25 protein-coding genes are annotated in these 26,292 nt (G+C 73.0%); 12 read left to right on the forward strand and 13 right to left on the reverse strand.

Annotated features, from left to right (window positions below; all coding sequences use genetic code 11):
* Positions 1–100: 100 nt before the first annotated feature.
* Both N4G70_RS29845 and N4G70_RS29850 read left to right on the forward strand, forming a co-directional pair.
* Positions 101–1,636 carry a class I adenylate-forming enzyme family protein gene (locus N4G70_RS29845; protein WP_261715863.1) on the forward strand — a complete coding sequence of 512 codons (1,536 nt, stop codon included), beginning with the start codon at positions 101–103 and terminating at the stop codon, positions 1,634–1,636.
* Between the two features lie 37 nt (positions 1,637–1,673).
* Positions 1,674–2,618: a phosphatidylinositol-specific phospholipase C gene (locus tag N4G70_RS29850; protein ID WP_261715864.1), complete on the forward strand. Its 945-nt coding sequence runs from the start codon at positions 1,674–1,676 to the stop codon at positions 2,616–2,618.
* 18 nt (positions 2,619–2,636) lie between these two features.
* Here the strand turns inward: N4G70_RS29850 and N4G70_RS29855 are convergent, their stop codons facing one another.
* Together N4G70_RS29855 and N4G70_RS29860 are read right to left on the reverse strand one after the other, a co-directional pair.
* Positions 2,637–3,158, reverse strand: a complete 522-nt coding sequence (locus N4G70_RS29855) for an EF-hand domain-containing protein (RefSeq protein ID WP_261715911.1) — start codon at positions 3,156–3,158, stop codon at positions 2,637–2,639.
* A gap of 78 nt (positions 3,159–3,236) precedes the next feature.
* Positions 3,237–3,611 carry an STAS domain-containing protein gene (locus N4G70_RS29860; protein ID WP_120722821.1) on the reverse strand — a complete coding sequence of 125 codons (375 nt, stop codon included), beginning with the start codon at positions 3,609–3,611 and terminating at the stop codon, positions 3,237–3,239.
* Between the two features lie 211 nt (positions 3,612–3,822).
* On the opposite strand from N4G70_RS29860, the gene N4G70_RS29865 reads away from it, so the two are divergent.
* A complete protein-coding gene (locus N4G70_RS29865; RefSeq protein WP_261715865.1) occupies positions 3,823–4,404 on the forward strand; it encodes a sigma-70 family RNA polymerase sigma factor in 582 nt (193 codons plus the stop codon).
* A complete protein-coding gene (locus N4G70_RS29870; protein ID WP_261715866.1) occupies positions 4,401–5,810 on the forward strand; it encodes a zf-HC2 domain-containing protein in 1,410 nt (469 codons plus the stop codon). The genes N4G70_RS29865 and N4G70_RS29870 overlap by 4 nt, the downstream gene beginning before the upstream one ends.
* 35 nt (positions 5,811–5,845) lie before the next feature.
* On the opposite strand, the gene purU is transcribed toward N4G70_RS29870, so the two are convergent.
* Positions 5,846–6,697, reverse strand: a complete 852-nt coding sequence (gene purU / locus N4G70_RS29875; RefSeq protein ID WP_261715867.1) for a formyltetrahydrofolate deformylase — start codon at positions 6,695–6,697, stop codon at positions 5,846–5,848.
* Positions 6,698–6,753: 56 nt separating this feature from the next.
* On the reverse strand, positions 6,754–7,200 hold the full coding sequence (locus tag N4G70_RS29880; protein ID WP_261715912.1) for an SCO4402 family protein: 447 nt from the start codon (positions 7,198–7,200) through the stop codon (positions 6,754–6,756).
* 173 nt (positions 7,201–7,373) lie between these two features.
* Between N4G70_RS29880 and N4G70_RS29885 the strand changes: the two genes are divergently transcribed.
* Positions 7,374–8,735, forward strand: a complete 1,362-nt coding sequence (locus N4G70_RS29885; RefSeq protein ID WP_261715868.1) for an ABC transporter substrate-binding protein — start codon at positions 7,374–7,376, stop codon at positions 8,733–8,735.
* 54 nt (positions 8,736–8,789) lie between these two features.
* On the opposite strand, the gene N4G70_RS29890 is transcribed toward N4G70_RS29885, so the two are convergent.
* Together N4G70_RS29890 and N4G70_RS29895 are read right to left on the reverse strand one after the other, a co-directional pair.
* Complete coding sequence (locus N4G70_RS29890; RefSeq protein WP_261715869.1) at positions 8,790–10,382, reverse strand: hypothetical protein; 1,593 nt, start codon at positions 10,380–10,382, stop codon at positions 8,790–8,792.
* Between the two features lie 91 nt (positions 10,383–10,473).
* Positions 10,474–11,856: a transcriptional regulator gene (locus N4G70_RS29895; protein ID WP_261715870.1), complete on the reverse strand. Its 1,383-nt coding sequence runs from the start codon at positions 11,854–11,856 to the stop codon at positions 10,474–10,476.
* 259 nt (positions 11,857–12,115) lie between these two features.
* Here N4G70_RS29895 and N4G70_RS29900 point away from each other — a divergent pair, with 259 nt between their 5' ends.
* The 3 genes from N4G70_RS29900 (at position 12,116) to N4G70_RS29910 (ending at position 15,295) form a co-directional block, all read left to right on the forward strand.
* Entirely contained in the window at positions 12,116–12,799 is a 684-nt protein-coding gene (locus N4G70_RS29900; RefSeq protein ID WP_261715871.1) for a bifunctional DNA primase/polymerase, read from the forward strand.
* Positions 12,800–12,866: 67 nt separating this feature from the next.
* The gene (locus N4G70_RS29905; RefSeq protein ID WP_261715872.1) at positions 12,867–13,691 is read left to right on the forward strand and encodes an ABC transporter ATP-binding protein; all 825 of its coding nucleotides are present in this window, start codon (positions 12,867–12,869) and stop codon (positions 13,689–13,691) included.
* A complete protein-coding gene (locus N4G70_RS29910; protein WP_261715873.1) occupies positions 13,688–15,295 on the forward strand; it encodes a transporter in 1,608 nt (535 codons plus the stop codon). Before N4G70_RS29905 ends, N4G70_RS29910 begins: the two co-directional genes overlap by 4 nt.
* 505 nt (positions 15,296–15,800) lie before the next feature.
* Here the strand turns inward: N4G70_RS29910 and N4G70_RS29915 are convergent.
* Positions 15,801–16,664, reverse strand: coding sequence for an alpha/beta fold hydrolase (locus N4G70_RS29915; RefSeq protein ID WP_261715874.1), 864 nt, complete (start codon positions 16,662–16,664; stop codon positions 15,801–15,803).
* Between the two features lie 690 nt (positions 16,665–17,354).
* Positions 17,355–18,047, reverse strand: coding sequence for a metal-dependent transcriptional regulator (locus N4G70_RS29920; protein WP_100573958.1), 693 nt, complete (start codon positions 18,045–18,047; stop codon positions 17,355–17,357).
* Between the two features lie 202 nt (positions 18,048–18,249).
* On the opposite strand from N4G70_RS29920, the gene N4G70_RS29925 reads away from it, so the two are divergent.
* Positions 18,250–19,005, forward strand: a complete 756-nt coding sequence (locus tag N4G70_RS29925) for an SIS domain-containing protein (RefSeq protein WP_261715875.1) — start codon at positions 18,250–18,252, stop codon at positions 19,003–19,005.
* A gap of 641 nt (positions 19,006–19,646) precedes the next feature.
* Here N4G70_RS29925 and N4G70_RS29930 read toward each other — a convergent pair.
* A complete protein-coding gene (locus tag N4G70_RS29930) occupies positions 19,647–21,029 on the reverse strand; it encodes a PAS domain-containing protein (RefSeq protein WP_261715876.1) in 1,383 nt (460 codons plus the stop codon).
* Between the two features lie 164 nt (positions 21,030–21,193).
* Between N4G70_RS29930 and N4G70_RS29935 the strand changes: the two genes are divergently transcribed.
* Complete coding sequence (locus tag N4G70_RS29935; protein ID WP_261715877.1) at positions 21,194–21,577, forward strand: VOC family protein; 384 nt, start codon at positions 21,194–21,196, stop codon at positions 21,575–21,577.
* A gap of 317 nt (positions 21,578–21,894) precedes the next feature.
* Here N4G70_RS29935 and pdxH read toward each other — a convergent pair whose 3' ends face one another.
* The gene (gene pdxH, locus N4G70_RS29940) at positions 21,895–22,551 is read right to left on the reverse strand and encodes a pyridoxamine 5'-phosphate oxidase (protein WP_399037330.1); all 657 of its coding nucleotides are present in this window, start codon (positions 22,549–22,551) and stop codon (positions 21,895–21,897) included.
* Positions 22,552–22,822: 271 nt separating this feature from the next.
* Between pdxH and N4G70_RS29945 the strand changes: the two genes are divergently transcribed.
* Together N4G70_RS29945 and N4G70_RS29950 are read left to right on the forward strand one after the other, a co-directional pair.
* A complete protein-coding gene (locus N4G70_RS29945) occupies positions 22,823–23,941 on the forward strand; it encodes a citrate synthase 2 (RefSeq protein WP_261715878.1) in 1,119 nt (372 codons plus the stop codon).
* Between the two features lie 193 nt (positions 23,942–24,134).
* Positions 24,135–24,347, forward strand: coding sequence for a hypothetical protein (locus tag N4G70_RS29950; RefSeq protein WP_261715879.1), 213 nt, complete (start codon positions 24,135–24,137; stop codon positions 24,345–24,347).
* An 87-nt stretch (positions 24,348–24,434) separates the two neighbouring features.
* Here the strand turns inward: N4G70_RS29950 and N4G70_RS29955 are convergent, their stop codons facing one another.
* The 3 genes from N4G70_RS29955 to N4G70_RS29965 all read right to left on the reverse strand — a co-directional run bounded on the left by N4G70_RS29955 (position 24,435) and on the right by N4G70_RS29965 (position 26,223).
* A complete protein-coding gene (locus N4G70_RS29955; RefSeq protein WP_261715880.1) occupies positions 24,435–24,728 on the reverse strand; it encodes a hypothetical protein in 294 nt (97 codons plus the stop codon).
* A gap of 286 nt (positions 24,729–25,014) precedes the next feature.
* Entirely contained in the window at positions 25,015–25,644 is a 630-nt protein-coding gene (locus N4G70_RS29960; protein WP_261715881.1) for a hypothetical protein, read from the reverse strand.
* 78 nt (positions 25,645–25,722) lie between these two features.
* Positions 25,723–26,223: a hypothetical protein gene (locus tag N4G70_RS29965; protein ID WP_261715882.1), complete on the reverse strand. Its 501-nt coding sequence runs from the start codon at positions 26,221–26,223 to the stop codon at positions 25,723–25,725.
* Positions 26,224–26,292 lie beyond the last annotated feature (69 nt).

Genomic DNA, 26,292 nt, shown 5'->3' on the forward strand with positions numbered 1-26,292 from the left:
CCCGTCAGAAAGCAGGCTAGCCCCGCACCTCTGGACCAGCAAGGAGCGGGGGCCTACGCTCTCCGCCATATCTGACAGCCCGTCAGTTCGGGGGTTCGCCATGACCGGCACCGCACACGCACTGGGCTCCTCGCGCACACTCTGGGAGCTGATCGAGCGCCGCGCCGAGCTCACCCCGGACCGCCCGGTCCTGCTCCAGGGCGACCGCGTCCTCACCTTCGGAGCCCTGCGTGAGCGCTGCGAGCGGGTCGCGGCGGGCCTGTACGGCATGGGCGTGCGGGCGGGCACGGTGGTCGCCTGGCAGTTGCCCACCCGGATCGAGACGGCGGTGCTCTCCTTCGCCCTGGCCCGGCTCGGCGCGGTCCAGTCCCCGGTGATCCCCTTCTACCGCGAGCGCGAGGTGGGCTTCGCGCTGCGCGAGTCCAAGGCGGAGTTCTTCGCGGTGCCGGGGACCTGGCGCGGCTACGACCACACCGCCCTTGCCCACCGCCTCGGCGCCCGGGGCGTCTTCGAGGCGTACGACCAACTGCCGGACGGAGATCCGGTGTTGCTGCCGCCGCCCCCGTCCGACGGCACCTCCGTACGCTGGATCTACTGGACCTCCGGCACCACCTCGGACCCCAAGGGCGTCCTGCACACCGACCGCTCGCTGATCGCGGGCGGCTCCTGCCTCGCGCACGCCCTGCGCCTGACGGCCGCCGACGTGGGCTCGATGGCCTTCCCGTTCGCCCACATCGCCGGCCCCGACTACACCGTGATGCTGCTGCTCTACGGCTTCCCCGCCGTGATGTTCGAGCACTTCGCGCTGCCGGACGCGCTGGCCGAGTACCGGCGCCACGGGGTGACGGTGGCCGGGGGGTCGACCGCCTTCTACTCGATGTTCCTGACCGAACAGCGCAAACAGCCCGGCGAGAGGATCATCCCCACCCTGCGGCTGCTCGCGGGCGGCGGCGCCCCGAAGCCACCCGAGATCTACCACGCGGTCGTCCGCGAGATGGGCGTCCAGCTCACCCATGGATACGGCATGACGGAAGTACCCATGATCACCATGGGCGCCCCCGACGACACCGCCGAGAACCTGGCCACCACCGAGGGCCGCCCGCCGTCCGGCATGGAGATCCGCATCACCGACGAGGCGGCCGCGCCGGTGGCGCCCGGCGTCGACGGCGAGGTGCGGCTGCGCGGCGAGGCGGTGTGCCGGGGCTATCTCGACCCCGTACAGGCCGAGGCCGTCTTCGACGCGGACGGCTTCCTCGTCACCGGGGACGTGGGGCATGTGAGGGAGTCCGGACACCTCGTCCTGACCGGGCGGATCAAGGACATCATCATCCGCAAGGGCGAGAACATCTCCGCCAAGGAGATCGAGGACCTGCTCCACACCCATCCGGCGGTGGGGGACGCCGCCGTGGTCGGCCTTCCCGACGCCGAGCGCGGCGAGTTGGTCTGCGCCGTCATCGAACAGTCGCCTGGGGCAGGTGAGTTGACTCTTCCCCTGCTCACCTCCTTTCTGCGCGAACAGGGGCTCTCGGTGCACAAGTTGCCCGAGCGCCTGGAGATCGTGGAGGCGCTGCCGAGGAACGAGGCGCTGCGGAAGGTCCTGAAATACAAGTTGCGGGAGCGGTTCGGCGGGGCATGACCCCTGCGCCCTGCCACTCCCCCACGAGGACGGACCGATGGAACTCACCCGCAGACACCTCATACTGGGCGCCGCCGCCATCTCGGCGACCGCGCTCCTGCCGGGCACGGCCCACGCCGCCGCGGCGCCGCGCCTCAGCGCCGACCCGGGCCGCTGGATGGCCGCGCTGCCCGACAGCCTCTCCCTGCTGCGCATGACGATCCCCGGCACCCACGACTCCTGCTGCACCGATCCGAACAACGGCACCGAGTGGTCGCACACCCAGAACTGGGGCCTGACCCAGCAGTTGCACCAGGGGATCCGCTTCTTCGACATCCGCGCCAACGGGCTCCAGGGCCATCTCGGCGACGCGTTCGGGATCTACCACGGCGCCTTCTACCAGGGCATGACGTTCGGCGACGTCCTGGACCAGAGCACCGCCTTCCTCGACAGCCACCCCGGCGAAGTCCTGCTGATGCGCCTCAAGAAGGAGAACGGGACCAGCAACGACGTCGGCGCGAACTTCAAGAACGTCCTGAACGTCTACCTCGACCAGAAGGGCTGGCGCTCCCGCTTCCTGCTGACCGACCGGGTCCCCACGCTCGGCGAGGCGCGCGGAAAGATCGTGCTGATCGCCCAGTTCGACAACGACTGGCCGGTGCTGCAATGGCCCGGCGGCGACAACGGCTTCCTCTCCAACCAGTACATCAGGCTCCAGGACATCTACCAGGGCCTGTCCTGGCCGTCGAGGAAGACCGCCAAGGTCACCCAGCAGTTCGACAACGCCTTCCACGACCAGGACTCCGCCCAGCTCTACATCAACTTCACCAGCTACGCGGGCGGCGGCTGGCCCAAGGTCAACGCGGACGCGATCATGCCCGGGGTGCAGAGCTATCTGAACGCGCGCCTGAGCGAGCGGACCCATCTGGGCGTCGTCCCCATGGACTTCCCCGACTTCCACGCGGACACCCTGCGCACCCTGATCGACTGGAACGGGCACTGAGCCCGGCCGGTCCCGCGGTCACGGCATCGTCGTGAAGTAGGCCGCGAAGGCGGCCACCGCCTCCGCCTCGGTGACCCGCCCGTCGCCGTCCCGGTCCAGGGCCGCGGCCACGGCCCCCGCCACCCCGGGCGAGACGCCGAGCGCCCGCAGCGCGCGCTCGGCGTCGGAGACGGACACCGTGCCGGAGCCGGAGGTGTCGGCGACCGCGAACGCGGCGTGCAGGAACGGCCGGGCGATCTCGGTGAACCCGGTGGTGCGGTCGCGCAGCCTTTTCATCGCGCCGCCCACGAACTCCTGGCGGGTCACCCGCTGGTCGCCGTCCACGTCCGCGATCCCGGCCAGGCCCTGCCACAGCGCCTCCGCGCCGCCGTACAGGGCCTGCCCCTTGTCGCAGCGGGCGGTCGTACCGAACTCGGCGAGCAGCGCGGCCGCGGCCGTGGAGAAGTCCTCCCGGTCGATCCAGCCGTTGCCGTCCTGGTCGAAGGAGGCGAACCGGGCGGCCACCCTGCGTTCGTACGCGGCACTCTCGGGACTGTCCATGCTGTCCATGTCGGGAGCGTACGACTCACGCGGCCCCGGCGCGGGGCTTACGCCGAGGAGTGGGTCCCGGGGCCCGCGTCAGGCGGAGAGCGGTTCGGCCGACTCGTCGGCGGCGGAACCCACGTCTCCGTACACCTCGAAGAGGCGGCGCACACCGAGCGCGGCCAGCACCTTGTTCACATGGCTGCCCTCCAGGGCGCCGCGCGCGGGCAGGATGAGCCGGAGCCGGCCCTGGCAGGAACGCATCAGCCGGCGGGCCGCGATGAGCACGCCCACCCCGCTCGAATCGCAGAACTGCACCCCCGAGAGGTCCAGGACCAGATCGCGGCGGCCCTCGGCGACCGCCTCGTGCACCTGGCGGCGCAGTCTCGGCGCGGTGACCAGATCCAGCTCTCCGCTGATCCGCAGCACCGTCCACGTGCCCTGCTCGGACTCGTCCACCCTCAGCGTCACGCCACCGGTCCCTCTCTGTGCTGCCGTGCCCCCGCCATGCGCGGCTGCCCATGCCCGCACCCGCGAAACCCGGCCATTACCACCGGAGGGCTTCGCGGGGGCGTACTTGACGCAAACCTCCGTGCATTGTCAGCCCGTCGCATTACATTCGTAGATACGCAGAGACGGGCGCACAGGGGCACACGCGGGGAACGACAGGGTGGGGAAGCCTATGCCGAAGGACGCACCACCTCGGTGGGACCGCCGGATGCAGCAGCGGCTCGCGCGCGGCGAGGCCGCCGCCCTGGGCGAGTTCTACGACCGGTTCGCCTCCCTGGTGCACGGTCTGGCCCAGCGGGTGCTGAGCGACGAGCGGGCGGCGGACCAGATCACCCGCGAGGTCTTCGGCTATGTGTGGGAGAACCCGGACGCCTACGACCCCAAGCAGGGCTCGATGCGCTCCTGGGTCGCCAAGCTCACCCAGCGCGAGGCCGTGCAGCGCCTGCGCCAGGCCGAGGCGTCCTCGTACGCGGAGAACGGCGGCGGTTCCACGGAGGAGCTGGAGCTGAAGGTGCGCCGCGCCTCGGCCGCGGCCCGCGCCGACTACATCGTGACGTCGATGCCGGCCCCGCTGCGCGCCGCCCTCGAACTGGCCTACTTCCAGCGGCGCGACTACCGCCAGGCCGCCGCCGACCTCAGCATCACCGAGGACGAGGCGCGCCGCCGCCTGCGGCTCGGCCTGCAACTGCTCTCCTCGGCCAACACCCGGCCGCCGGAAGGAGCCGCACCGCCCGGTTACGGACGGGCCCTGTGAGCGGGCCCCTGGAACAGGGCGGGCCGGTGCCCGACGACGGGAACGCCCCGCGCATACCGTCGCCGCGGGCGGCCGGTGACGACCTGACGGCCGGCGAGCGGGACGGCGGCGCCACCTTCGTGCCCGCGCCCCGCGAGGCCGGCGGCTCGGGCCCGCCGGGCCCCGGCCGCCGGAGCGTGCCCGAACCGGAGCCCGCCGCCGGGCCCCCCTCCCGCCCCGAACCCGAACCGCCCTCGGCGGCAGAGCCGGAAGTACCGGTGCCCGAACCCGTTCCGCAGGAGACGGCGCCCCTCGCGGGGCCGCCCTCGCACACCGTGCTCAAGTCGCTGCTCGGTGCCTGGGCGCTGGCCGCGTGCTCGACCGAGGAGACCGACGCCGTCGAGGCCCACCTCACCGAATGCGCGCCCTGCGCCGACGAGGCGCTGCGGCTGCGCGACGCGGTGGGCCTGCTCCAGGCCGAGCGCAGTCTCGACCTGGACCCGATGCTGCGCGCCCGCGTCCTGGAGAACTGCCTGGGCCGGCGCCCGGCCCGTATCCCGGTGCCCGCCTGGGCGAGCCCGTACGACGCCGAGGCGGCGCGCCTGGACGCGCTGCTCAACGACTTCGGGGACGCCGAATGGCATGCGCCGGTGCGTCTGAAGTGGTTCGAGGCGGAGCGCCCCACCGGGCGCCGGACCACGGTCGCCGGGGTCATCGGACATCTGATGGCGGTCGACGCCCTGGTCGCGACCTCGCTCGGGCTCGACGAGCCGGTGCCGCTCGACCCCGAGGACGCGTCGGGCGGCCCCACCGCGCGGACCGAGGCCCTGTGGCGGGCCGGGCAGTACCCACTGACCCGCACGGTCCGCGAACCCTGGCGCGAGCAGGCCCACACGCTGATCCGCACGGTGTCGTTCGCGGGCCGGGGCGTGGCCGAACTGGCCGTCGACTACGGGGAGTTCGCGCTGCCGATGCGGGACGCGATGCTCGACCGGGCCTTCGAGTGCTGGATCCACGCCGGGGACATCGCCGACGCGGTGGACTACCCCTACGCCCCGCCGTCCGGAGCGCATCTGCACTCCATGATCGACCTGGCGGTCCGCATCCTGCCCGCGACCCTGGCCGACCGCCGCCGGGCGGGTCTCGCCTCGCCGCCGCGGGGCCTGGTCGCCGCGGGCTCGCCGGGGCGTTCGCTGCGTCTGGAGATCGAGGGGGCGGGCGGCGGCGACTGGCTCATCGCGCTCGACTCGCCGGCCGCCGTCGCCTCCGCCGAGCACGAGGTGGCCCATGTCGCCCTGGACGGCGTGGAGTTCTGCCGGCTGGCCGCGGGCCACATCCCGCCGCAGGAGGCGGCCGTGGGTCAGCTCGGCGACCGCGAGGCCATCAGCGACGTCCTGTTCGCGGCCGCCTCCCTGAGCCGGCTCTGACAGCGGGCCCGGGGGGCGGGCAGGGTCGGCGGGGCCTAGGCGAAGACGACCGTACGGCGGCCGTTGAGCAGAATGCGGTGCTCGGCGTGCCACTTGACGGCCCGGGCGAGCGCCTGGCATTCGACGTCCCGGCCGATCGCGACGAGCTGGGCGGGCGTGACGTCGTGGCCGACGCGCTCCACCTCCTGCTCGATGATCGGCCCCTCGTCGAGGTCGGCCGTCACATAGTGGGCGGTCGCGCCGATCAGCTTCACCCCGCGCGCGTGCGCCTGGTGGTAGGGCTTGGCGCCCTTGAAGCTCGGCAGGAACGAGTGGTGGATGTTGATGATCCGGCCGCTGAGCCGCTTGCACAGGTCGTCCGAGAGCACCTGCATGTAGCGGGCGAGGACCACGAGTTCGACGCGCTCCTCGCGCACCAGCTCCACCAGGCGCGCCTCGGCGGCGGCCTTGGTGTCCTTGGTGACCGGGATGTGGTGGAAGGGCACGCCGTAGGAGGCGACGAGCTCGGCGAAGTCGGTGTGGTTGGAGACGACCGCCGCGATCTCCACCGGCAGCGCGCCGGACTGGGCGCGGAACAACAGGTCGTTCAGGCAGTGCCCGAACTTCGACACCATCAGGACGATCCGCATCCGCTCCTCGGGGCGGTGGATCTGCCAGTCCATCTGGAAGGCGTCGCCGACGGCCGCGAAGCTGGCGCGCAGCTTGTCGACCGTGACGGGGGACTCGGCCGAGAAGTGGACCCGCATGAAGAAGAGACCGGTGTCGCGGTCGCCGAACTGCTGACTGTCCTCGATGTTGCAGCCCGTGATGAACAGATAGCTCGACACGGCATGCACGATGCCCTGTTTGTCCGGGCAGGAAAGCGTGAGGACGTACTGGTCGGTCATCCAGGCAGGATGCCACAGACGGGCCTCGCGGCGGCCCCCGGCCCAGAATCCGGACCTCAGGCCGAGCGGGTCAGGATGCTCAGCACTTCGAGGGAGCGCGGCGGCGCGTCCGGGTCCTCGCCGTCGCTCTGCGCGAGCCGCACATGGGCCTCGCGCGCCGCCCGTACGGCCTCGGGCCAGGCGTGGTGGGCGAGGTAGGCGGAGACCGGGGCGTCGGCGCCGACCTGGTGCATGATGCGCAGCACCCGCAGGACGGCGACATCGACGAGGGCGGCCTCGCCCGAGTCGCGGAAGATCGTGCCGACGTACTTCTCGGCCGACCAGCTGTCCAGCCAGGTGTCCTCGACGAGCCGGTACACGGCGTCGGTGACGTCCCCGAACCCCTCGCGCCCGGCGAGCCAGGTCTCCTGGTGGAAGACGGGGTCGGAGAGCATGTGCAGCGCGGACCGTACGTTCGTACGCCAGCGCCACCACGGCATGTCATTCAACGGCATGCCGCCCATGGTGGAGGAGCGACGGCCGCGACGGGAAGGGCTTGCTGAACCTTGCTGCACGATTTCGATCGTACGTTCCCCAAAGGCACCGGCTGACCGGCCCCCGCAATTCACCGGGACGTCACCCTGCGTCGAGGCGCCCACACACTTCCGTTACCCGCGGGGCGGAAGGGTGCGGGGACATGACCGGTTACGGATGGCAGCGCACCCGGGGCACGACCGGGCCCCGCCGCTGGATCAGTTCGTGTCGCACGAGGACCACCGTGTTCGCCGCGTGTACGGCGGTCGGCGCGAGCCTGTTGACCGGTTGCGGGGTGCTCCCTGGAGTCGCGGGGGGCTCCAGGGAGCCCATCACCGTGATGACCTGGGCACCCGACGGCACCTCGGCCACCAACGCCCCCGGCATGCCCGCCCTCGCCAAGGCGTTCGCGCGCTGGGTCAACGCCAACGGCGGCCTCGGCGGGCATGAACTCACGGTGCTGACCTGCAACGACCACAACACCCCGGTCGGCGCCTCGGACTGCGCGCGGCGGGCGGTGAAGGAGAAGGCGGTCGCCGTCGTCGGCTCCTACAGCCAGTACGGCAGCGCCTTCATGCCCCCGCTCGAAGTCGCCGGAATCCCCTATCTGGGCGGATACGGCATATCGGACCAGGAGTTCACCAACGCGCTCTCCTACCCGGTCAACGGCGGGCAGGCCGCGCTGATCGCGGGCAGCGGCCGCCAGCTGGCCCAGGACTGCGACCAGGTCTCGCTGGTGCGGCCCGACACCATCGCGGGCGACGTCCTGCCGACCGTGCTCGACGCCGGGCTGCTCGACGCGCACCGCGCGCCCGCCACCGACATCCGCACCGCCGAGGACGCCGGCGACTACACGGCCGAGGCCCGGCGCGCGCTCGCCCAGGCCGGGGCCGATCCCGCCCTGGTGGGCCGGATCGGCCGGAAGGCGGCCGAGCAGAAGGCGCACAGGGGGTGCGTGACGGCCGTGCTCGGCGACCGCACGGAGACGTTCTTCGACTCCTTCCGGCGGGTGGAGAGCGAGGGGCAGAAGGTGCGGGTGGCCTCCGTCATCGGCTCCATCGGCCAGCCCCTCCTGGACCGCACCGGCGGCAAGGAGGGCCCCTTCGAGGGCGCCTACGTCACCGGCTGGTACCCGGAGGCCGACGATCCGCGCTGGGACCCGATGAAGAAGGTCATCCGCGAACAGGCCTTCGGGGACAACGCGATCGACGCGGCCGACGCCGGGGTGCAGACCACCTGGATCGCGTACACGGCCCTGAAGAAGGTCGTCGAGTCGCTCGGCCGGGACTCGGTCCGCGCCGTGGACCTGGTGCGCGCGCTCAACACCGGCGTCACCGTGGACACCGGGGGCCTGACGCCCGAACTGCGCTGGCGTTTCGAGGACATGCTCGGCGCGGCGGACTTCCCGCGCATCGTGAACCGCCGGGTCACCTTCCAGGTGGTGCGCGAGGGACGCCTGGTCTCCCTCAAGAAGGGCTTCACGGACGTGAGTTCCACCCTGGAGGCGTCCGCGGCCAACGGCTGATCCGCCCGCCGTCCCCGCGCGGGCGGCCCCGGTCCCCCGGATCCGGCCGCTCCCTCAGAGCTGGGTGGCCACGCGCTTGGTCAGCCCGTACTTCGTGGCGATCGCGTTCCACAGGCCCGACGCCTCCTGCTTGGACTTGGTCGCCTCCCCGCTCGCCTTGTCCCCGAGGCCGGCGTCCTTGGTGCGCTTGGCGTGCCCGTCCTTGCAGTTCTTGCCCTTGTCCCCGGCGAGCGCGTCCGCCCACGCCGCGTAGTGGTTGTCGGCCGAGGCCGAGGACTGCCAGGCCTTGGTGAGGGCGCCCGAGAGCCGGTCGTGGTCGGGCAGCTTGTCGAGGGAGAGGCCGCCGAGCCGGGTCACCAGGTCGCCGCGCTGCTTGGCCGCGTCGCGCAAGCTCGCCGCCGCCTGGTCGAGCTTGTCGCAGCGGCGTATGTCGGCGACCGCGCCGATCACCGCGTCCCGGCTGCTGCCGCTGTCGGCGAGCACCTTGTCCAGGGCCTCGGCCTGCGCCTTGGCGGGGTCGGCGGCGTCGTCTGACGTGCCGCCCTTGTCGCCGGTGGCGGGTGAACTGACGCCCGCGGGCTGCTTGTCGTCCTTCTTGCCGTCGTCACCGCCGCCGCTGAGCAGCGCGCCCGCGCCGAGCCCGATCGCCGCGCAGCCGACCACCACGGCGGCGATCAGCCCGACCGGCGACTTGCGCCGCGGCGGCTCCGGCTCGTACCCGGAGTGCTGCGGCGGCTCCTGGTAGGGGGGCGGAGTCCGGAACTGAGGAGCCGGGGCCTGCGGCGGCTGGTAGGGCGGCTGCTGCTGGGGCCGGCTCAGCGGTACGGACGGCTGGAAGCGGGGCAACTGCGCGCCCTCGGCGCCCTGTTGGGGCGGACCGTCCGCGCGGAAGAGGCTGTCGAACTCGGCGGGGGGCTGCCGCTCGCCCGGGGTGCCCGGACGTATCCCGTACGGGGCGTCCTGCGGAGCCGGGGGCACCGGCGGCAGGAACTGCGTCGGGTCGGCGTCGGCGCCGGACGCCGGGGCGCCCGGGAAGCGCGTCGGCTCACCGGCGTGCTCGGGCGGCAGCGCGCCCGGCCCGCCCGCGACCGGGGCGATGTACTGGGTGGCCTCGTTGCCGAAGTTCCCCGCCCGGGCGGCCTCGCCGCCGAAGGTGCCGGGCCGGGGGGCCGCCCCTCCGAAGTTCCCGGCGCCGCCCGGCACCGGCGCGATGAACCGGGTCGCCTCCGCGTCCGCGCCGCCGTTCCCGCCCGGCACCGGCGCCAGGTACTGCGTGGCCTCGCTGCCGGATTCGCCCGGGCCACCGGGGCCGCCCGGCACGGCGAGGTACTGCGTGGCCTCATTGCCGGAGCCGCCCGGGCCGCCCGGCACAGGAGCGATGAACTGGGTGGCCTCGGCGTCCTGGCCGGTGTTCTCGGGCGGCAGCGGGCGGCCGAACGTCGCGGGTCCCTGCGGCGGCGCACCGGGGGGCGGGGTGGAGGCCTGCCCCTGCGGGCCCCAGGGCTGACCCCAGGGCTGGGCTCCAGGAGGTGCGGGCAGCGGCTCCCCGGCGCGGGGGCCGCTTCCGTCGGCGGGCAGCACGACACCCTCGTGCGCGGGCCGCACAGCCGGAAGCTGCGGCTCGTCACCCTGTCGGCTCTGCGTCACCGGAACTCCTGTACGTGGACCTACGGAATCGTCGGTTCACGCTACCGGGTCCCCCCACGCCCTTGCCAAGCCCTCCCTCAACCCGCCCCGCTCAGGCCGCCTGGACCTCGAGGCGCTCCCCGAACTCCCGTACCGCGGGCTCGTCCCCGTACGGCTCCAGGCGCTGTTGGAGGTCTTCCAGGTAGTCCGCGCCCCGGTTGGTGCGCAGGGTGGCCAGGAGCTCCACCGCGCGGGTGCCGGTGGCGCACGCCTGCTCCACCTCGCGCTGCTGGACCTGGGCGGTGGCGAGCAGGATCAGGCCGATGGCGCGGCGCCTGGCCCGGCTCTCGGGGTGCCCGGCCAACGACTCCTCGGCCCGCCTGGCCGCGGCCTCGGACTGGCCCAAGTCGCGGTGGCAGTGGGCGAGTTCGTCCGCCAGATAGGCGTGGTCGAAGTGCGCGATCCAGTTCGGGTCGTCGCCGGACTCGGGGTCCGCGGCCTCCAGCGCCGTCAGGGCGCGGCCCGCCACGATCTGGCAGGTGCGCGCGTCGCCGAGCAGCGCGTGCCCGCGCGCCTCGGCCGCGTAGAACATGGCCTCGGCGCGCGGGGTGACCCGGCCGCGGGCGCCTTCCTGCGCGGCCCGCGCCAGTTGGGCGATCTCGCGCGGATTGCCGAGCTGGGCGGCGAGATGGCTCATGGACGCGGCCAGCACATAGCCGCCGTAACCGCGGTCGTCGGCGGCCTGGGCGAGCCGCAGGGCCTGGATGTAGTAGCGCTGGGCGAGGCCGGGCTGGCCGGTGTCGACGGCCATGTATCCGGCGAGTTCGGTGAGCCGGGCCACCGCCGCGAACAACTGCCGCCCCACGGACTCCCGGTAGGACCCGGCCAGCAGCCCGGACACCACGCTGTTGAGGTAGTGGACGACGACCGGCCGCACATGACCGGCCCCGAATTGGTGGTCGAGCCCCACCAAAGCGTCGGTCATCGCCTTGACGGCCTCGACGTCGGCGGCGCCCACCCGCTGCCCGGCGCTGCGCGCGACCTGCGCGTCGGAACCGGTGATCAGCCAGTCCCGGCTCGGCTCGACGAGCGCCGAGGCCGCCACGGTGGACCCGGACAGGAAGTCCCGGCGCCCCACGTCGCTGCGCCACAGCTCACAGACCTGCTCGATCGCGCCGAGCACGGTGGGCGAGAACTGGAGGCCCACGCCCGACGCGAGGTTCTTGCCGTTGGCCATGCCGATCTCGTCGATCGTGACCGTACGCCCCAGTTTGCGGCCGAGCGCCTCCGCGATGATCCCCGGCGCCCGTCCCCTCGGCTGCTGTCCGCGCAACCAGCGCGCCACGGACGTCTTGTCGTAGCGGAGGTCGAGGCCCCGCTCCGCGCCGACCATGTTCACCCGGCGGGCGAGCCCGGCGTTGGAACATCCGGCTTCCTGGATGAGCGCCTGCAAGCGTTCGTTGGGCTGGCGGGCGACGAGAGGCCTGGCTGCCATGTGAACCCCCTGGAGCGGCAGTGATCAGCACCCTGATCATTGCCCTGCGAATATGCAGAGAAACGAGGGGAATCGGAAATATGGCGTCATTGCCAGAATTCCGGTGTGCTTCCCCCGCATATGGCTACCCTGCCGCCGAGGCACAGCCGCACGCGCGCCCCCGCCCATGCACCCATGCGCCCCATATGCAGGACCGATACCGCCGATCCGACGGTCGCCGAGCCCGTAACCCTCGGTGGTGGGCACAGTTGAGTGCGGCGTGGAAGAAACCATCACGGGCACGGACACGGAACCCGCACAGATCCCCAAGCAGCGGGGCGAACAACTCCTGGACAGCGCCGTACGGTACGCGGAGGAACGGCACTGGGACGTCTTCCCCGGCACCTGCCTGGAGGCCGACGAGGGGGTCGAGCGCTGCTCCTGCGGTGACACGACGTGTCCGAAACCGGGTGCGCACCCCGCCCGGCCCGACTGGGCGACCCAGGCCACCGGCAGCGCGGTCGCGGCCCGCCGGCTGTGGTCCAAGAATCCCCGGGCCTCGATCCTGCTTCCCACCGGGCGCACCTTCGACGCCATCGACGTACCGGAGTCGGCCGGCTTCCTCGCGCTGGCCCGCATGGAGCGGATGGAGCTCACGCTCGGCCCGGTCACCTGCACCCCCGACCGCCGGATGCTGTTCTTCGTGCTGCCGGGCGCGGGCGCCAAAGTCCCGGATCTGGTACGGAAGTTGGGGTGGTCGCCCACCTCGGTGGACCTGATCACCCGGGGCGAGGGCGACTACGTGGCGGCGCCGCCGACCCGGATCGGCGGCTCGGGCGCGGTGCAGTGGGCGCGCCGCCCCACCCCCGCCAACCGCTGGCTGCCGGACGCGGAGGAGCTGATCAGCCCGCTCGCCTACGCCTGCGGCCGGGAAGCCGCCGCGGCAAGGGGCCGCCGCACCTAGTGCCCGTGGCGCCCGAGGATCCTATGGTGTCCCGGGAGACACCAACACGGGGACGAAAGGCACCACCATGCCGGACCAGGCATTCGAAGGGTCGTCGGACACGGCGGGCGGAGCGCGTACGGCGCCGCCCGCCGTCCGCGTACAGGGGTTGTGGAAGCGTTTCGGCGAACAGATCGCGGTCGCGGGGGTCGATCTGGAGCTGCCCGCGGGCAAGTTCATCGGCCTGGTCGGCCCCAACGGGGCGGGCAAGACCACCACCCTCTCGATGGTGACCGGGCTGCTCAGGCCCGACCAGGGCAGGGTCGAGGTCGGCGGGCACGACGTGTGGCGCGACCCGGTCGCCGTGAAGTCCCGCATCGGCGTACTGCCCGAGGGCCTGCGCCTGTTCGAGCGGCTCTCGGGGCGCGAACTCCTCGGCTACTCGGGCCGGTTGCGCGGACTGCCCGGCGCCGAGGTCGACAAGAGGGCAGCCCAGCTCCTGGACGTACTGGACCTCGCGGGCTCCCAGCACAAGCTGGTGGTCGACTACTCGACCGGCATGCGCAAGAAGATCGGACTCGCGGCGGCCCTGCTGCACAACCCCCAAGTCCTGTTCCTGGACGAGCCGTTCGAGGGCGTCGACCCGGTGTCCGCCCAGACCATCCGGGGCGTTCTGGAGCGCTACACCGCCTCCGGCGCCACCGTCGTGTTCTCCAGCCATGTCATGGAACTCGTCGAGTCGCTGTGCGACTGGGTCGCCGTGATGGCCGCGGGCCGCATCCGCGCCCAGGGCACCCTGGCCGAGGTGCGCGGCACGGCCCCCTCGCTCCAGAGCGCCTTCCTCGAACTCGTCGGCGCCAACGGCCGCGACACCGGGGAAGCCCTGGACTGGCTCGGCGGCGGTGCCCGATGACCGCGCCTTCTCCCCCCGCCTCCGCCCTGACGCCCGTCTTCGTCCGGCTCAAGCTGTCGCTCCTGAGGAACGGGCTGCGCCAGTCCGGCGGCCGCAGGGCCGCGTACATCACCTCGGCCGTACTCGCCCTGCTCTTCGCGGCGCTGCAACTGCTCGGCCTGATCGCGCTGCGCGGCAACGGGCACGCGGGGACCCTGACCGTGCTCCTGGTCGCGCTGATGGCGATCGGCTGGGCCGTGATGCCGCTGTTCTTCCCCAGCGGTGACGAGACCCTCGACCCGACCCGGCTCGTGATGCTGCCACTGCGGCCGCAGCCGCTGGTCGGCGCGCTGCTCGTCGCCTCCCTGGTCGGCATCGGGCCGCTGTTCACGCTCTGCCTGATCCTCGGCTCGGCGATCGCGGTGGCGCACGGGTCGGGCGCGGCGCTGGTCGCCGTCCTCGCGGTGCCGCTCGCGCTGCTCGTGTGCGTCGCGCTCGCCCGTGCCGTCGCCGCCGCCAACACCCGGCTGCTGACCTCCCGCAAGGGCCGGGACCTCGCGGTGCTGAGCGGACTGATCATCGCGATCGGGCTCCAGTTCGTGAACTTCGGCGCCCAGCGGCTCGGCGAGGCCGGCGGCCTGTCCGCGCTCGACCCGGTCGCGACGGTGGTGCGCTGGCTGCCGCCGTCGGCCGCGATCGGGGCGGTCGACTCGGCGAGCGAGGGCGCGTACGGTCGCGCGGCGGCCCAACTCCTGCTCTGCGCGGCCGCGTTGGGGCTCCTTCTCCACGCCTGGCAGCGCTCGCTCGTGAAACTGATGACCACCCCGGACGGCTCCACGCTCGGCGCCTCGGACGCCTCCCGCAAGGAGTCCTCGGGGCGCGGGCTCACCTCGCTGCTGCCCGAAGGCCGTACCGGCACCGTCATGCTGCGTACGCTGCGCTACGTCTGGCGGGATCCCAAGACCAAGGCGGCGTGGATCACCTCGCTCGCGATCGGCCTGATCGTGCCGGTCTCCAACGCCCTCCAGGGCGCCGGCACCGTCTACTTCGCGTGCTTCGCGACGGGCATGCTCGGCATGCAGATGTACAACCAGTTCGGGCAGGACACCTCCGCGTTCTGGATGGTGCTCCTGAGCATCTCCTCGACCCGGGACGCCTATCTGGAGCTGCGGGCCCGGGCGTTCGCGCTGCTGCTCGTGACGCTGCCGTACACGCTGCTCGTGGCGGCGGTCACGGCCGGGATGCTCGGCGACTGGGCCAAGCTGCCCGAGGTCGTCGGGCTCGCGCTGGCCCTGCTCGGCGCGATGCTGGCGACGGGCTCGGTGGCGTCGGCGACGCTGGCGTACTCGATTCCACAGGACAGCCGCCGCAATGTGGCGCCCGGGCAGGGTGGTATCGCGGCGCTCTCCGTCCTGGGCGGGATGGTGGTGAGCGCGGTGCTGTGCGCACCGGTGATCGCCCTGGCGGTCTGGCTGCACGTGGCGGGGCCGCACGCCGGGCTGTGGCTCCTGTTGCCGCTGGGGGCGGTGTACGGGGGGCTGGTGTGCTGGGCGGGGCTTCGGGTGGGGGCGGCTCGGGCGGCGGATCGGCTTCCGGAGATTCTGGGGGCGGTCAGTGCGGGATGATTTTTTGGGGGGGCTGCCCACCCACCCGCCCGTGCACCGGGGTTGGCTGGTTCCGGGCCCCCTGGGGCTCCGCCCCAGACCCCGGGGTGTTTTCCCACCCACCCGCCCGTAGGCGCAGGGTCAGAGGGTTCCGGGACCCCTGGGGCTCCGCCCCAGACCCCGATCGCGCCTTAAGGGCGCTCGTCCTCAATCGCCGGACGGGCTGAGGTGCACCGTGCGGGCCAGCACCGAGTAGTTAAGGGGCGCGGGGAACTGCGCGAGAAGCGACCACGATCCGCACGGTCTAGAGGGGTTAGGGGCGCGGGGAACTGCGCGAGAAGCGGGCACGGCCCGCAGGCGAAGGCGGGTTTCTTGGGGGCGCGGGGAACTGCGCAAGACGCGACCACGGCCCGCAGGCGAAGGCCGGTTTCTCAGGGGCGCGGAACGGCGCAAGACGCGGGCGCGGTCGGCACGATCGAGGGGGTTGAGGGGCGCGGGGAACTGCGCGGGGTGGGGGACGGGCGGGTCAGGGGGTGAGGGCGCCGTTCAGGAAGGGCTCGATCGCACCCCGCCATCCCTCCGGCTGGTCGTAGTGGACCAGATGCCCCGCATCCACCACCTCCGCATACCGCCCCCGCGGCAGCACCCGAACCATCTCCTGCGCCTCCGCCCGGCCGAGCTCGCCGTCCAGGCCCCGCACCACCAGCGCGGGGCAGTTCACCTGGGCCAGCTCCTCCCAGTGCGCGTCGTACACCCACGTCTCGCGGGACCTCAGCATCTGGCGGCGCGAGAAGACCGGACGCCAGCCGTCCGCCCGTTCCGCCATCACCTCGGCGAAGAACTCGCCCCGGGCGGGGCTGGGCCGCTCCACCCAGGGGTCGTCCTCGCCGAACCACTTGCGTACGTCGGCCAGCGTCGCGAACGGCAGCGGCCAGGACGTGAACCAGTCCTCCCACTCCCGCTGCGAGGCCGCGCCGAGCGCCGAGGCCCGCATGTCGCAGATGACGAGCGCGCGGACCAGATCGGGCCGCTTGGCGGCGAGTTGCCATGCCGTGAGGGCGCCCATGGAGTGGCCGATCAGGGTGACCGGGGCGAGGCCGAGCTGCTCGACGGCGGCCTCCGCATCGGCCACGTACACCTCGCGGGTGAAGGGGCCCTCGGCCGGCTTCTCGCTGCGGCCGTGACCCCGCTGGTCCAGGGCCACCGCCCGGTGCTTCTCCGTGAGCCAGCGGGCCGTGGAGGCCCAGTGCGAGGCCCGGCCCATCAGCCCGTGCAGCAGGAGGACCCCCGGAGCCGGTTCGGTCTCCGCGCGGGCCTCGGGCCGGTCCGCGAACTCCCAGGCGGCGAGGCGGACCCCGCCGGTCCCCGTCACGTCGATGCGCCGCACCATGTGCCCTGGCACCCCCTTCAACCCCCGAGTGGTCAGTTCCCGGCAGAGTATCGAACCTCTATTCGAAAACTCGCGTCTCTCGGGCAACACCCCTCGTTCGAGTGACCACCCTCAAGGATTGGCGGAACGTGCCGAGGGGAGATCTTCTGCGGGAGGCGGGCCGCTCGGGGAAGACGGTCCGCGGGGATCGACCCTGGGAGCTCGGGGCTCCGGGTCGAGACCGGGGAGGAGAGGCCCCGGCGCCGCGAGGCGCCGGGGCCCTGGTCTTCCCGAAGCCAGTGGACGGGGGGCAGGGCCCGGGCAGCCCCGCGTGTCCACGGTGGTGCAAGTGGTTCGAACGGCGTCATCCCGCCGCCCCCTCCCCTGCCGCACGCCTCTGCGGTCATATGCCTCAAGGCACAGCCTCGCACGCGATCCGCCCGGCCGCTGCCATTCCACCCGGAAACCGGCCTTCCCCGCAAGCTTCCCCCACCTTTCACGAGGCGGCCCCAACTGCCTTAGGGGGGAAGGGTGATGACACTCCGTCACGGGGAGGAAAGGGGGAGGGGCGGGCCGGGCGCCCCTCTCGACCGGCGGCGCTTCTACGGGCGGCGCTCGGCGCCCTCCTCACGGCCGGCGCCCGACCTCGCGGCCGGCGCCCCGTCTCACCGCTTGGCGCCCCTCCTCACCGCTCGGTGGAGCGGCTCCGCCTCAGCGCTTCGCGACGAAGACGTGCGAGGCGACGTCCGCGCCGAGCTCGGCGGCCTCGCCGCTGCTGCCCACCAGGACTCCGCCGGGCGACTGCGTCACGCTCACCACGGAGCCGGGCTGCACGCCCGCCCGTCGCAGCGTGTACATCAGCTGGGCGTCCGTCTGGATGGGCTCGCCGATCCGGCGGACGATCACCGTCTTGCCCTCGGGGCCCGGGTCGAGCTCACCCAGACTGATGATGCCGTCCTCCAGGAAAGCGTCCGCCTCGGCCTTCTCGCCCAGCTCTTCCAGGCCCGGGATCGGGTTGCCGTACGGGGACTCGGTGGGGTGGCGCAGCAGCTCCAGGACGCGGCGCTCCACCGCCTCGCTCATGACGTGCTCCCAGCGGCAGGCCTCCGCGTGCACCTGCTCCCACTCCAGGCCGATCACGTCGACGAGCAGGCACTCGGCGAGCCGGTGCTTGCGCATCACGCGCGTCGCCAGGCGGCGCCCCTCGTCGGTCAGCTCCAGGTGGCGGTCGCCCGCCACCTGCACCAGGCCGTCGCGCTCCATGCGCGCGACCGTCTGGCTCACCGTCGGGCCGCTCTGGTCCAGGCGCTCGGCGATGCGGGCGCGCATGGGGACCACACCCTCCTCCTCAAGCTCGAGGATGGTGCGGAGATACATCTCCGTGGTGTCGATCAGTCCGGACATACGTGCCCCTCGATGCTGTGACATGAAACGTCGTACCGCTGGCCCTGGACCAATTCTGACGCATCGCACCGACAACCGTGCCGCGGCGAGCACCGCCCATCTTGACCGGGCGCCCGTGGACACCGTATTGACAGGGCAAAGGTCCAGACCGCACCGTGAGCGGCGCACGGTCGTTACCCCACCCCGGAAAGGGTCCTCGGCGATGAGCGAGAGCAAGCTGGCCGGACAGTTCTTCGACGCCGCGATCGGACTTCTGGGACGGGTACGGGACGAGGAGTCGCTGAACATCGCGGCCGCGGGGGCCGTGATCGCGGACGCCGTCGAGTCGGGCGGCCGGCTCTTCGCCTTCGGCGCCGGGCACTCCTCGCTGGCCGCCCAGGACGTGGTCTACCGGGCCGGCGGCTTCGCCCTGATGAACCTGCTCGCGGTGCCCGGGGTGGTCGGTGTGGACGTCATGCCCGCCACGCTCGGCTCCGCCCTGGAGCGGGTCGACGGGCTCGCGGGCGCGGTGCTCGATTCGAGCCCCGCCCGGCCCGGCGACGTCCTGGTGATCATCTCGCTGTCCGGGCGCAACGCGCTGCCCGTGGAGATGGCGATGAACGCGCGGGCGCTCGGGCTCAAGGTCATCGGCGTCACGTCGGTGGCGTACGCCGAGAACACCAGGTCGCGCCATGTCTCAGGGACGTTTCTGCGCGACCACTGCGACATCGTGCTCGACAGCAAGATCGCGGTGGGTGACGCGGAGCTGACGCACGAGGGCATCGAGGCGCCCTTCGCTCCCGCGTCCACGGTGGTCACGAGTGCGTTGATGCAGGCGACGATGGCGGCGGCGGCGGAGTCGCTCGTCGCTCGGGGGGTCGAGCCGCCGCTGTTGCGTTCGGGGAACGTCGATGGGGGGCATGAGTGGAACGGGCGGGTCATGGCGGAATACGGCGACCGCATCTTCTTCCGCCACTGAGCCACCCCGAACCCGCCGGGGCTCCGCCCCAGACCCCGAGGGCGTTTTCCCACCCACCCACCCGTGCAGCGGGTTGGTCGGTTCCGGGACCCTGGGGCTCCGCCCCAGACCCCGAGGCACCTCGCCCACCCACCCGCCCGTAAGCGCAGGGTTGGTTGGCTCCGGGCCTCCCTGGGGCTCCGCCCCAGACCCCGTATCGCGCCTGAACGGCGCTCGTCCTCAAACGCCGGACGGGCTGAAATGCCTCGATGCGGGCCAGCATCAGTACCGCTAAGGGGCGCGGGGAACTGCGCGACCAGCCACCTGCGGCCCGCAGACGAAAACGAGTTTTCAGGGGCGCGAGGAACTGCGCGAAAAGCGCCCACGATCCGCAGGGTCGAGAGGGGTTGGGGGCGCGGGGAACTGCGCGACCAGCCACGCACGGCCCGCGGACGAAAGCAGGTTTTAGGGGCGCGGGGAACTGCGCAAGAAGCGACCACGATCCGCAGGTCAAGCGGGGTTAGGGGCGCGGGGAACTGCGCAAAAGGTGACCACAGCCCGCAGACCCCAGGGCACTCAGGGGCGCGGGGAACCGCGCAAAAGACGGCCACCCGCCGCGGCCCGTGACGTCGGTCGGCGGCCGGGGCCGCAGGGGGGTGCCGTCAACCCCCCAGCACCCCCGCAAGGTCAAGCACCACCCCCACCCGCACCGCCACACTCTCCGCATACGCCGCGTCCGGCCGTTCGAAGGCCGGGCGGGTCGGGCCGCGGAGGAAGGTGAGCACGCCCAGGGTGCGGCCGCGGCTGCGGAGTACCGCGCACAGGGCGTGGGCCGCGTCCGGGGGCCATTGGCGCTCGGCCGCCCATTCCTCGGCCCGCGCTCCCGTGCCCGCGCCCGCGCCCGCGCTCGCCCGTACCGAGCCGATCCGGTCCACCGCCTGGAGAGCGGGGTGGCCCGCCGGATAGCGCACCGGGATGCCGCCGGCCGCCACCGGCGCGGCCGGGCCCGGGGAGCCGGTGGGCGTGGCGACGGCCCGGACCAGGCGGTCCCCGGCGGCCAGGTCGACCAGGGCGTGGTCGGCGAAGCCGGCCAGGGCGAAGTCCAGGTGGCAGGCGACCGCCTCCATCGGGTCCTCGTACTCCGCGGCGGTGCGCGAGGCCCGGTGCAGCTGGTTGGAGCGGAAGCGGAGCCGGTCCGCGTCCTGTTCGGCGAGCTTCGCGTCGGTCACGTCCTGGAAGAGCCAGCCCACCCCGAGCGGCACGGGCTCTTCGGCCAGCGGGGACGAGAGCCGCAGGAAGCCGCTGCGCCAGCAGCGCCGCCGCTCGCCCTCCGGGGTGCGCAGCGTCACCCACATCTCGGCGGGGCCGGCCGGGGCGCCCTCGGCCAGGACGTGCTGGAGGGCGCCCTCCAGTTCCTCGACGCCCTGGACGATCAACTCGCCGAACGGGCGGCCGAGCAGGGTCGCGCGCCCGGTGCCGAGGGCGCGGGCGGCGTAGGAGTTGACGACGGTGGGCCGCAGGTCGACGTCGACCAGGACCACGCCCCAGGTGCCGTCCTCGGACAGCGCCTCGCTGAGCGCGATGGACCGTTCCAGGTCGATCTGCGCGTGCACCTCGCTGAACGCGCAGTACACCCCGCCCGGCGCCCCGCCCGCACCCCGCACGCCCGCCGACTGCGTACGGACCAGGACGCGGCTGCCGTCCTTGCGCAGCAGGGCGAACTCGTGCACATGGCGGCCCGGCGCGTCCATCACCGCCATCAGACGTCCGTGGATCTCCTCGGCGTCGGCGGCCCGCACCGCCCAGCCCGCGAATCCGTGGCGGCCGACGGCCTCCTCGGCCGGCCAGCCGAGGATCCGCTCGGCCTCGCGGTTCCAGTGGGTGACCACGCCGTCCGCGTCGAACGCGCAGAGCGCGGCGTCCATCCCGTCGAGCAGGGCGGCGAGCAGGCCCCCGCCCGGTTCCGGCCCACCCCCGCCCGCCGACTCGGTACCGGAACCGTCCGGAACCGCGGCACTGGCCGTTTCACTCCGGGAAGCACTCACCCCTGGCACCCCCTGCACCGCATCACGCGGCTGACGCGCGGACTCACCCACGTCGGATCATTCAACTGGAACGTGACGCAGCCCACACCGACTTCGCGGAAATCCCTTCCGGCCAACGGCGGTTACCGGCCGCTCCCCGCCGGGACGTACGCATAGTGGTGCGCATGACCTCACTCGTACGCCATGTGACCTTCGACTGCGCCGACGCCTACCGCCTCGCCACCTTCTGGGCGGGGGCGCTAGGCGGCACCCTGGGCGCGGACGACGTGCCCGGTGACCCGGAGGCGCAGGTCACCGCCGACGGCATCGCCCTGCTGTTCCTCGTGGTGCCCGAGCCCAAGGCGGTGAAGAACCGCGTCCACCTCGACCTCCAGCCGCAGGACCGCACCCGCGACGAGGAGGTCGTACGGCTGCTGGCGCTCGGCGCCACCCTCGTCGACGACCACCGCCGTCCGGACGGCACGGGGTGGGCCCTGATGGCCGACGTCGAGGGCAATGAGTTCTGCGTGGAGCGCAGCGCCGGGGAGCGGGCGCGTACCTCGAATTAATTCGCTTGAGGGCACCCATGCGGCCTCCTACTGTGTGGTGCACACGAGAAGGGAGGTGGTTTGACAGATGTATGCAAACCGGACGCGTGAGGTGACTGCGGGCTGACGCCTGCCAGTCGCGCTCTTTGTGCGGTGCCGGCATGACGCCGGCCGAATTCCCAGCAGTCACCGACCCGCGGGCTCGCCGGTACGTCCGGCCGGCTCCTCTCCGGAGGAACCCGAGCCCGCGGGTTTCTGCGTACCCGGCGCCGGGTGCCCCGATGGCCCGATGGCCCGATGCCGGAATGTCCGGCTGCCCGCACGCCCGGACGGCCGGATCAGGGCGCGAGCCGCTCCACGTGCCAGGACCCTTCGCGCCCGACGTACCGCAGCCGGTCGTGCAGCCGGTTCTCGTGGCCCTGCCAGAACTCCACGGTCTCGGGGCGGACCCGGAAGCCACCCCAGTGCTCGGGCACCGGAACGTCGCTGCCCTCGGGGTAGCGGGCCGCCAACTCCTCGTAGCGCGCGGCCAGTTCGGCCCGCGAGGCGAGCACCGTGGACTGGGCGCTGGCCCAGGCACCGAGCCGCGAGCCGTGCGGGCGACTGCGGAAGTAGCGCTCGGTCTCGGCGCGCGGCACCCGGGCCGCGGTGCCGGTCACGATGACCTGGCGGGCGATCTGGTGCCAGGGGAAGAGCAGGGAGACATACGGGTTCGCGGTGAGCTCGGCGGCCTTGCGCGAGGCGTAGTTGGTGAAGAAGACGAAGCCGTGCTCGTCGTAGGACTTCAGGAGCACCGTACGGGTGGAGGGCCGGCCGTCGGGGGTGGCGGTGGCGACGACCATCGCGTTGGGCTCGTGCAGGCCGCCGGCCACGGCCTCCTTGAACCAGTGGGCGAACTGGCCCATGGGCGTGGCGGCCAGCTCCTCCTCCGCGAGAAGGGTGGTGCGGTACTGCTCGCGCATCGCTGCGGGGTCCAGGTCGGTCACCCGACCCATCCTGCCGCACCGCGACCCTGGGCCCGGCGGGGGTCCAGTGTGCCCGCGGCGGCGGGGCGTTAACCCTGTACCGCGGATTTGGGGCAGTGTGCCGGATGTCACGCTTCCCCGCATCGGCGGGACCCGCCAAACTCTCGGCTGGGCCACTGTGGCCTCCATACACGTGGGGAGACCCGCGGCGGGATTCCTGCCCGCCGTACGGGGCATGACCGAGGGACCCGGGCGGCAGGGCCGCCCACAGCCCGTCGCACACATCCTGAGGAGCCGCCTGATGTCCGACTTCGTACCCGGACTTGAAGGAGTCGTCGCGTTCGAGACGGAGATCGCCGAGCCGGACAAGGAGGGCGGCGCCCTTCGCTACCGGGGCGTCGACATCGAGGACCTGGTCGGACACGTCTCGTTCGGCAACGTGTGGGGCCTGCTGGTCGACGGGGCGTTCAACCCCGGCCTGCCGCCCGCCGAGCCGTTCCCGATCCCGGTCCACTCCGGGGACATCCGGGTGGACGTGCAGTCCGCGCTCGCCATGCTGGCGCCGGTGTGGGGCCTCAAGCCGCTGCTCGACATCGACGAGAAGACCGCCCGCGACGACCTGGCGCGGGCCGCCGTGATGGCGCTGTCGTACGTCGCCCAGTCGGCGCGCGGACAGGGCCTGCCGATGGTGCCGCAGCGCGAGATCGACAAGGCGCAGTCCGTGGTGGAGCGCTTCATGATCCGCTGGCGCGGCGAGCCGGACCCCAAGCACGTCAAGGCGGTCGACGCGTACTGGACGAGCGCCGCCGAGCACGGCATGAACGCCTCGACGTTCACCGCCCGGGTGATCGCCTCGACCGGCGCGGACGTGGCGGCCGCGCTGTCCGGCGCGGTCGGCGCGATGTCGGGCCCGCTGCACGGCGGCGCGCCCTCGCGGGTGCTCGGCATGATCGAGGAGATCGAGCGCACCGGCGACGCGAGCGCGTATGTGAAACAGGCCCTCGACAAGGGCGAGCGTCTGATGGGCTTCGGTCACCGCGTCTACCGCGCCGAGGACCCGCGCGCCCGCGTGCTGCGCCGCACCGCCAAGGAACTGGGCGCGCCCCGGTTCGAGGTCGCGGAGGCCCTGGAGAAGGCGGCCCTGGACGAGCTGCACGCGCGCCGGCCCGACCGGGTGCTGGCCACGAACGTGGAGTTCTGGGCGGCGATCGTGCTGGACTTCGCGGAGGTTCCGGCGCACATGTTCACGTCGATGTTCTCCTGCGCGCGGACGGCGGGCTGGTCGGCGCACATCCTGGAGCAGAAGCGGACGGGGCGTCTGGTGCGGCCGTCCGCCCGCTATGTGGGCCCTGGCTCGCGCGACCCGCAGTCGATCGAGGGGTACTCGGACACGCTGGGCGTCGCCGACTTCGCGGGCTGAGCGGCGGCTGGGCGCGGGCCGGGTGGGGGCCGGGCGCGGGCCGGGTGGGGGCCGGGTGGGGCCGGGCGCGGGGTGCGGCGGGAAATTGGATGCGCCACGTGGAGTAGCCGTGCGCGCGCCCAGCGCGATGATGCAGGGAGGGGCATTTACGGTCAATATCGACCGTTTTGCTCAACCGAAAGTGGAGCCCACTGTGAGCCTCATCCGCCGCGCAGCCGTTGTGGTCGCGCTCTCCGCCGCCGTGATCGTCCCCACCACCGCGACCGCCCAGGCGGCCCCGCAGACCGCTGTGCGCGTCGTGGCCCACGACGGCTACCACTACGGCGACAACGACAACGGCAACAACGACTCGAACCGCCACCGCCACTACGGCCTGCTGACCAGCCTGCTCCTGATCCTCCTCTGAGCGAGGCACCGCGACACCGAGCGGGCGCGCGCCCGGAACCGTCGAGTTCCGGGCGCGCGCCCGTGTCACGTCCCGCGCCGCCCCGGGTCAGCCCGCCAGGGGAACGAGGCCCAGCAGCGGCGCGACCGGGTCGGTCACCTGGTGCAGCTGGCTGAGGTCGTTGAGGTGGTTGAGCCCGGCCAGCTGCTGCTTGACGCCGGGGAGCTGGGCCGCGTACGGGGCGGGGATGCCGCTGGCGGCGATGTTGTCGAGCTCGCTGATCGGGTTCAACGGCTTGCCCACGTGGTCGAGGGGGCCCGCCGCGTTCGCCGACGAGACGGCGAAGCCCGAGACACCGGCGGCGACGGCGAGGACAGTGGCGATGCGTCGTGTTGAGATCACGCCTGCACAACGGGCAGTGGCGGCCAAGGACACGGCCACCCCCCGCTCTCACCCGACGGGCGTACCTGGCCCCGCTCCCGCCCCCGCCGCACAGGGCAGCAGCTCCTGTCCGGGGGGAGTAGATCCCCGGACAGGAGCTGCCGGCGTGCTGTCCGCGCCGCGACACGGATCCTGTTCCGCCCGGGCCCGACGAGCCCTGCGGAGAGACGTTCTGCGCGGCCACCGGCGCCCCCGTGCGGGCCGGTGACGTCAGTGGCCCCGGTGCTGTACGCCCTGCGCCGGCGCCCTACAGCCCGCTCGGCCAGGCGTAGCTCGCGGGCACCGGGCGGGTGTCGGTGTCCCGGGCGAGGACGAGCGCGATCTCGTCGCGCTCGCGCAGCACGATCGCCGCGGGGTTCCCGGTGACCGCGCGGCCGTTGACGTACGCCTTGAGGTGGCGCCCGCCGCCCGCGTGAAGGCCGCCGATGCGGTCGGCGCTCAGTGGGACGCGCCACTCGGTCATGAACTGGCCCAGCGTGAACTTCGCCCGCTTCGGCGACTCGACGTGGATCACGCCACTGGTGTCGTGGGTGTGCAGGGGGCTGATGAGCCGGCGCGGCGCGTCGATGCCGATCGAGGCGGGGACGGTGACGGGCCGGCCGTCGACGAGGACGTCCAGGTGGGTGTGGGTGTGCTGGACCATGCCCTCGGCGGCCAGCATCTCCAGACCCGCCGACTTGGCCGCCGCGACCGGATCGGCGGGCGCGGGCCACGGCGGCGCGCCCTCGCCCGCGCCCACCGGGTGCGGATCGGGGCGGCCGGGCGCCGCCGTCGCGCCCTGGACCGCGAGAGCGGTGACGGCGGCGACGGCGAGCAGCGCCGCGACGGCCGCGGCGAGCCGCGGGGTGGCGAGGACGTTCCCCGGCGGACGGAACATGGGTCAACTCCTGGGCGGGTGGGACGAGTTGGGCGCGTACCCGGGGTGCGGGCACGGCGCCCCGGGCGGGCGCTCGGCTCAGAAGGTCGCGGTGGCCGCCGGGTCGCTCTGGACCGCGGGCGCGGTCAGGCCCGCCTGCGGCAGGGTGACGGCGGGCAGCCCGTAAAGACCGGCGCGCGGCTGGCTCAGGGGGGCTCCGAGGTCGGCGCCCGGGGTGAGGACGTGCAGCGCGGTGTCGGGGGCGACCAGTTGGGGGGTGCCGAGGGTGCGGGGGCTCAGCGGGTCGGGGAGCGGCGTGCCGACGTGGGTGTCGGGCAGCGCGGTCTCGACCGGCAGCGCGGGGACCATGTTGTGCGGCAGCAGGTTCCCCGTGACGTAACGAGGGCCGTCGGGGGTGCCGGGGACGGGCAGCGGCATGCCGGTGCGCACGGTGGGGGCGTCGAACGGAAGGACGGTGTTCAGGCCGCCGAGCGGCACGTCGACCGGGACGGTCGGGGCGGCCGCGGCCGGCGCCACAGCCGCCGCCGTCGCGATGCAGGTCAGTACGCTCGCCAGGCCCGCGCGTGAGGTGATTCCCATGGATGTTCTTTCCTTCCCTGGCCTCTTCGGCCGTGTCGTTCTGCTAGAACGATCCCGGCGGCGGTATCA

The organism is Streptomyces sp. ASQP_92, from assembly GCF_025399895.1.
GTDB lineage: Bacteria > Actinomycetota > Actinomycetes > Streptomycetales > Streptomycetaceae > Streptomyces.

Excerpts from the sequence above, each read along its gene's own strand:
- N4G70_RS29845 (WP_261715863.1), top strand. The coding sequence starts at position 101 with ATGACCGGCACCGCACACGCACTGGGCTCCTCGCGCACACTCTGGGAG.
- N4G70_RS29850 (WP_261715864.1), top strand. The coding sequence starts at position 1,674 with ATGGAACTCACCCGCAGACACCTCATACTGGGCGCCGCCGCCATCTCG.
- N4G70_RS29855 (WP_261715911.1), bottom strand. The coding sequence starts at position 3,158 with ATGGACAGTCCCGAGAGTGCCGCGTACGAACGCAGGGTGGCCGCCCGG.
- N4G70_RS29865 (WP_261715865.1), top strand. The coding sequence starts at position 3,823 with ATGCCGAAGGACGCACCACCTCGGTGGGACCGCCGGATGCAGCAGCGG.
- purU (WP_261715867.1), bottom strand. The coding sequence starts at position 6,697 with ATGACCGACCAGTACGTCCTCACGCTTTCCTGCCCGGACAAACAGGGC.
- N4G70_RS29880 (WP_261715912.1), bottom strand. The coding sequence starts at position 7,200 with ATGGGCGGCATGCCGTTGAATGACATGCCGTGGTGGCGCTGGCGTACG.
- N4G70_RS29885 (WP_261715868.1), top strand. The coding sequence starts at position 7,374 with ATGACCGGTTACGGATGGCAGCGCACCCGGGGCACGACCGGGCCCCGC.
- N4G70_RS29895 (WP_261715870.1), bottom strand. The coding sequence starts at position 11,856 with ATGGCAGCCAGGCCTCTCGTCGCCCGCCAGCCCAACGAACGCTTGCAG.
- N4G70_RS29905 (WP_261715872.1), top strand. The coding sequence starts at position 12,867 with ATGCCGGACCAGGCATTCGAAGGGTCGTCGGACACGGCGGGCGGAGCG.
- N4G70_RS29910 (WP_261715873.1), top strand. The coding sequence starts at position 13,688 with ATGACCGCGCCTTCTCCCCCCGCCTCCGCCCTGACGCCCGTCTTCGTC.
- N4G70_RS29915 (WP_261715874.1), bottom strand. The coding sequence starts at position 16,664 with ATGGTGCGGCGCATCGACGTGACGGGGACCGGCGGGGTCCGCCTCGCC.
- N4G70_RS29920 (WP_100573958.1), bottom strand. The coding sequence starts at position 18,047 with ATGTCCGGACTGATCGACACCACGGAGATGTATCTCCGCACCATCCTC.
- N4G70_RS29925 (WP_261715875.1), top strand. The coding sequence starts at position 18,250 with ATGAGCGAGAGCAAGCTGGCCGGACAGTTCTTCGACGCCGCGATCGGA.
- N4G70_RS29935 (WP_261715877.1), top strand. The coding sequence starts at position 21,194 with ATGACCTCACTCGTACGCCATGTGACCTTCGACTGCGCCGACGCCTAC.
- pdxH (WP_399037330.1), bottom strand. The coding sequence starts at position 22,551 with ATGGGTCGGGTGACCGACCTGGACCCCGCAGCGATGCGCGAGCAGTAC.
- N4G70_RS29945 (WP_261715878.1), top strand. The coding sequence starts at position 22,823 with ATGTCCGACTTCGTACCCGGACTTGAAGGAGTCGTCGCGTTCGAGACG.
- N4G70_RS29960 (WP_261715881.1), bottom strand. The coding sequence starts at position 25,644 with ATGTTCCGTCCGCCGGGGAACGTCCTCGCCACCCCGCGGCTCGCCGCG.
- N4G70_RS29965 (WP_261715882.1), bottom strand. The coding sequence starts at position 26,223 with ATGGGAATCACCTCACGCGCGGGCCTGGCGAGCGTACTGACCTGCATC.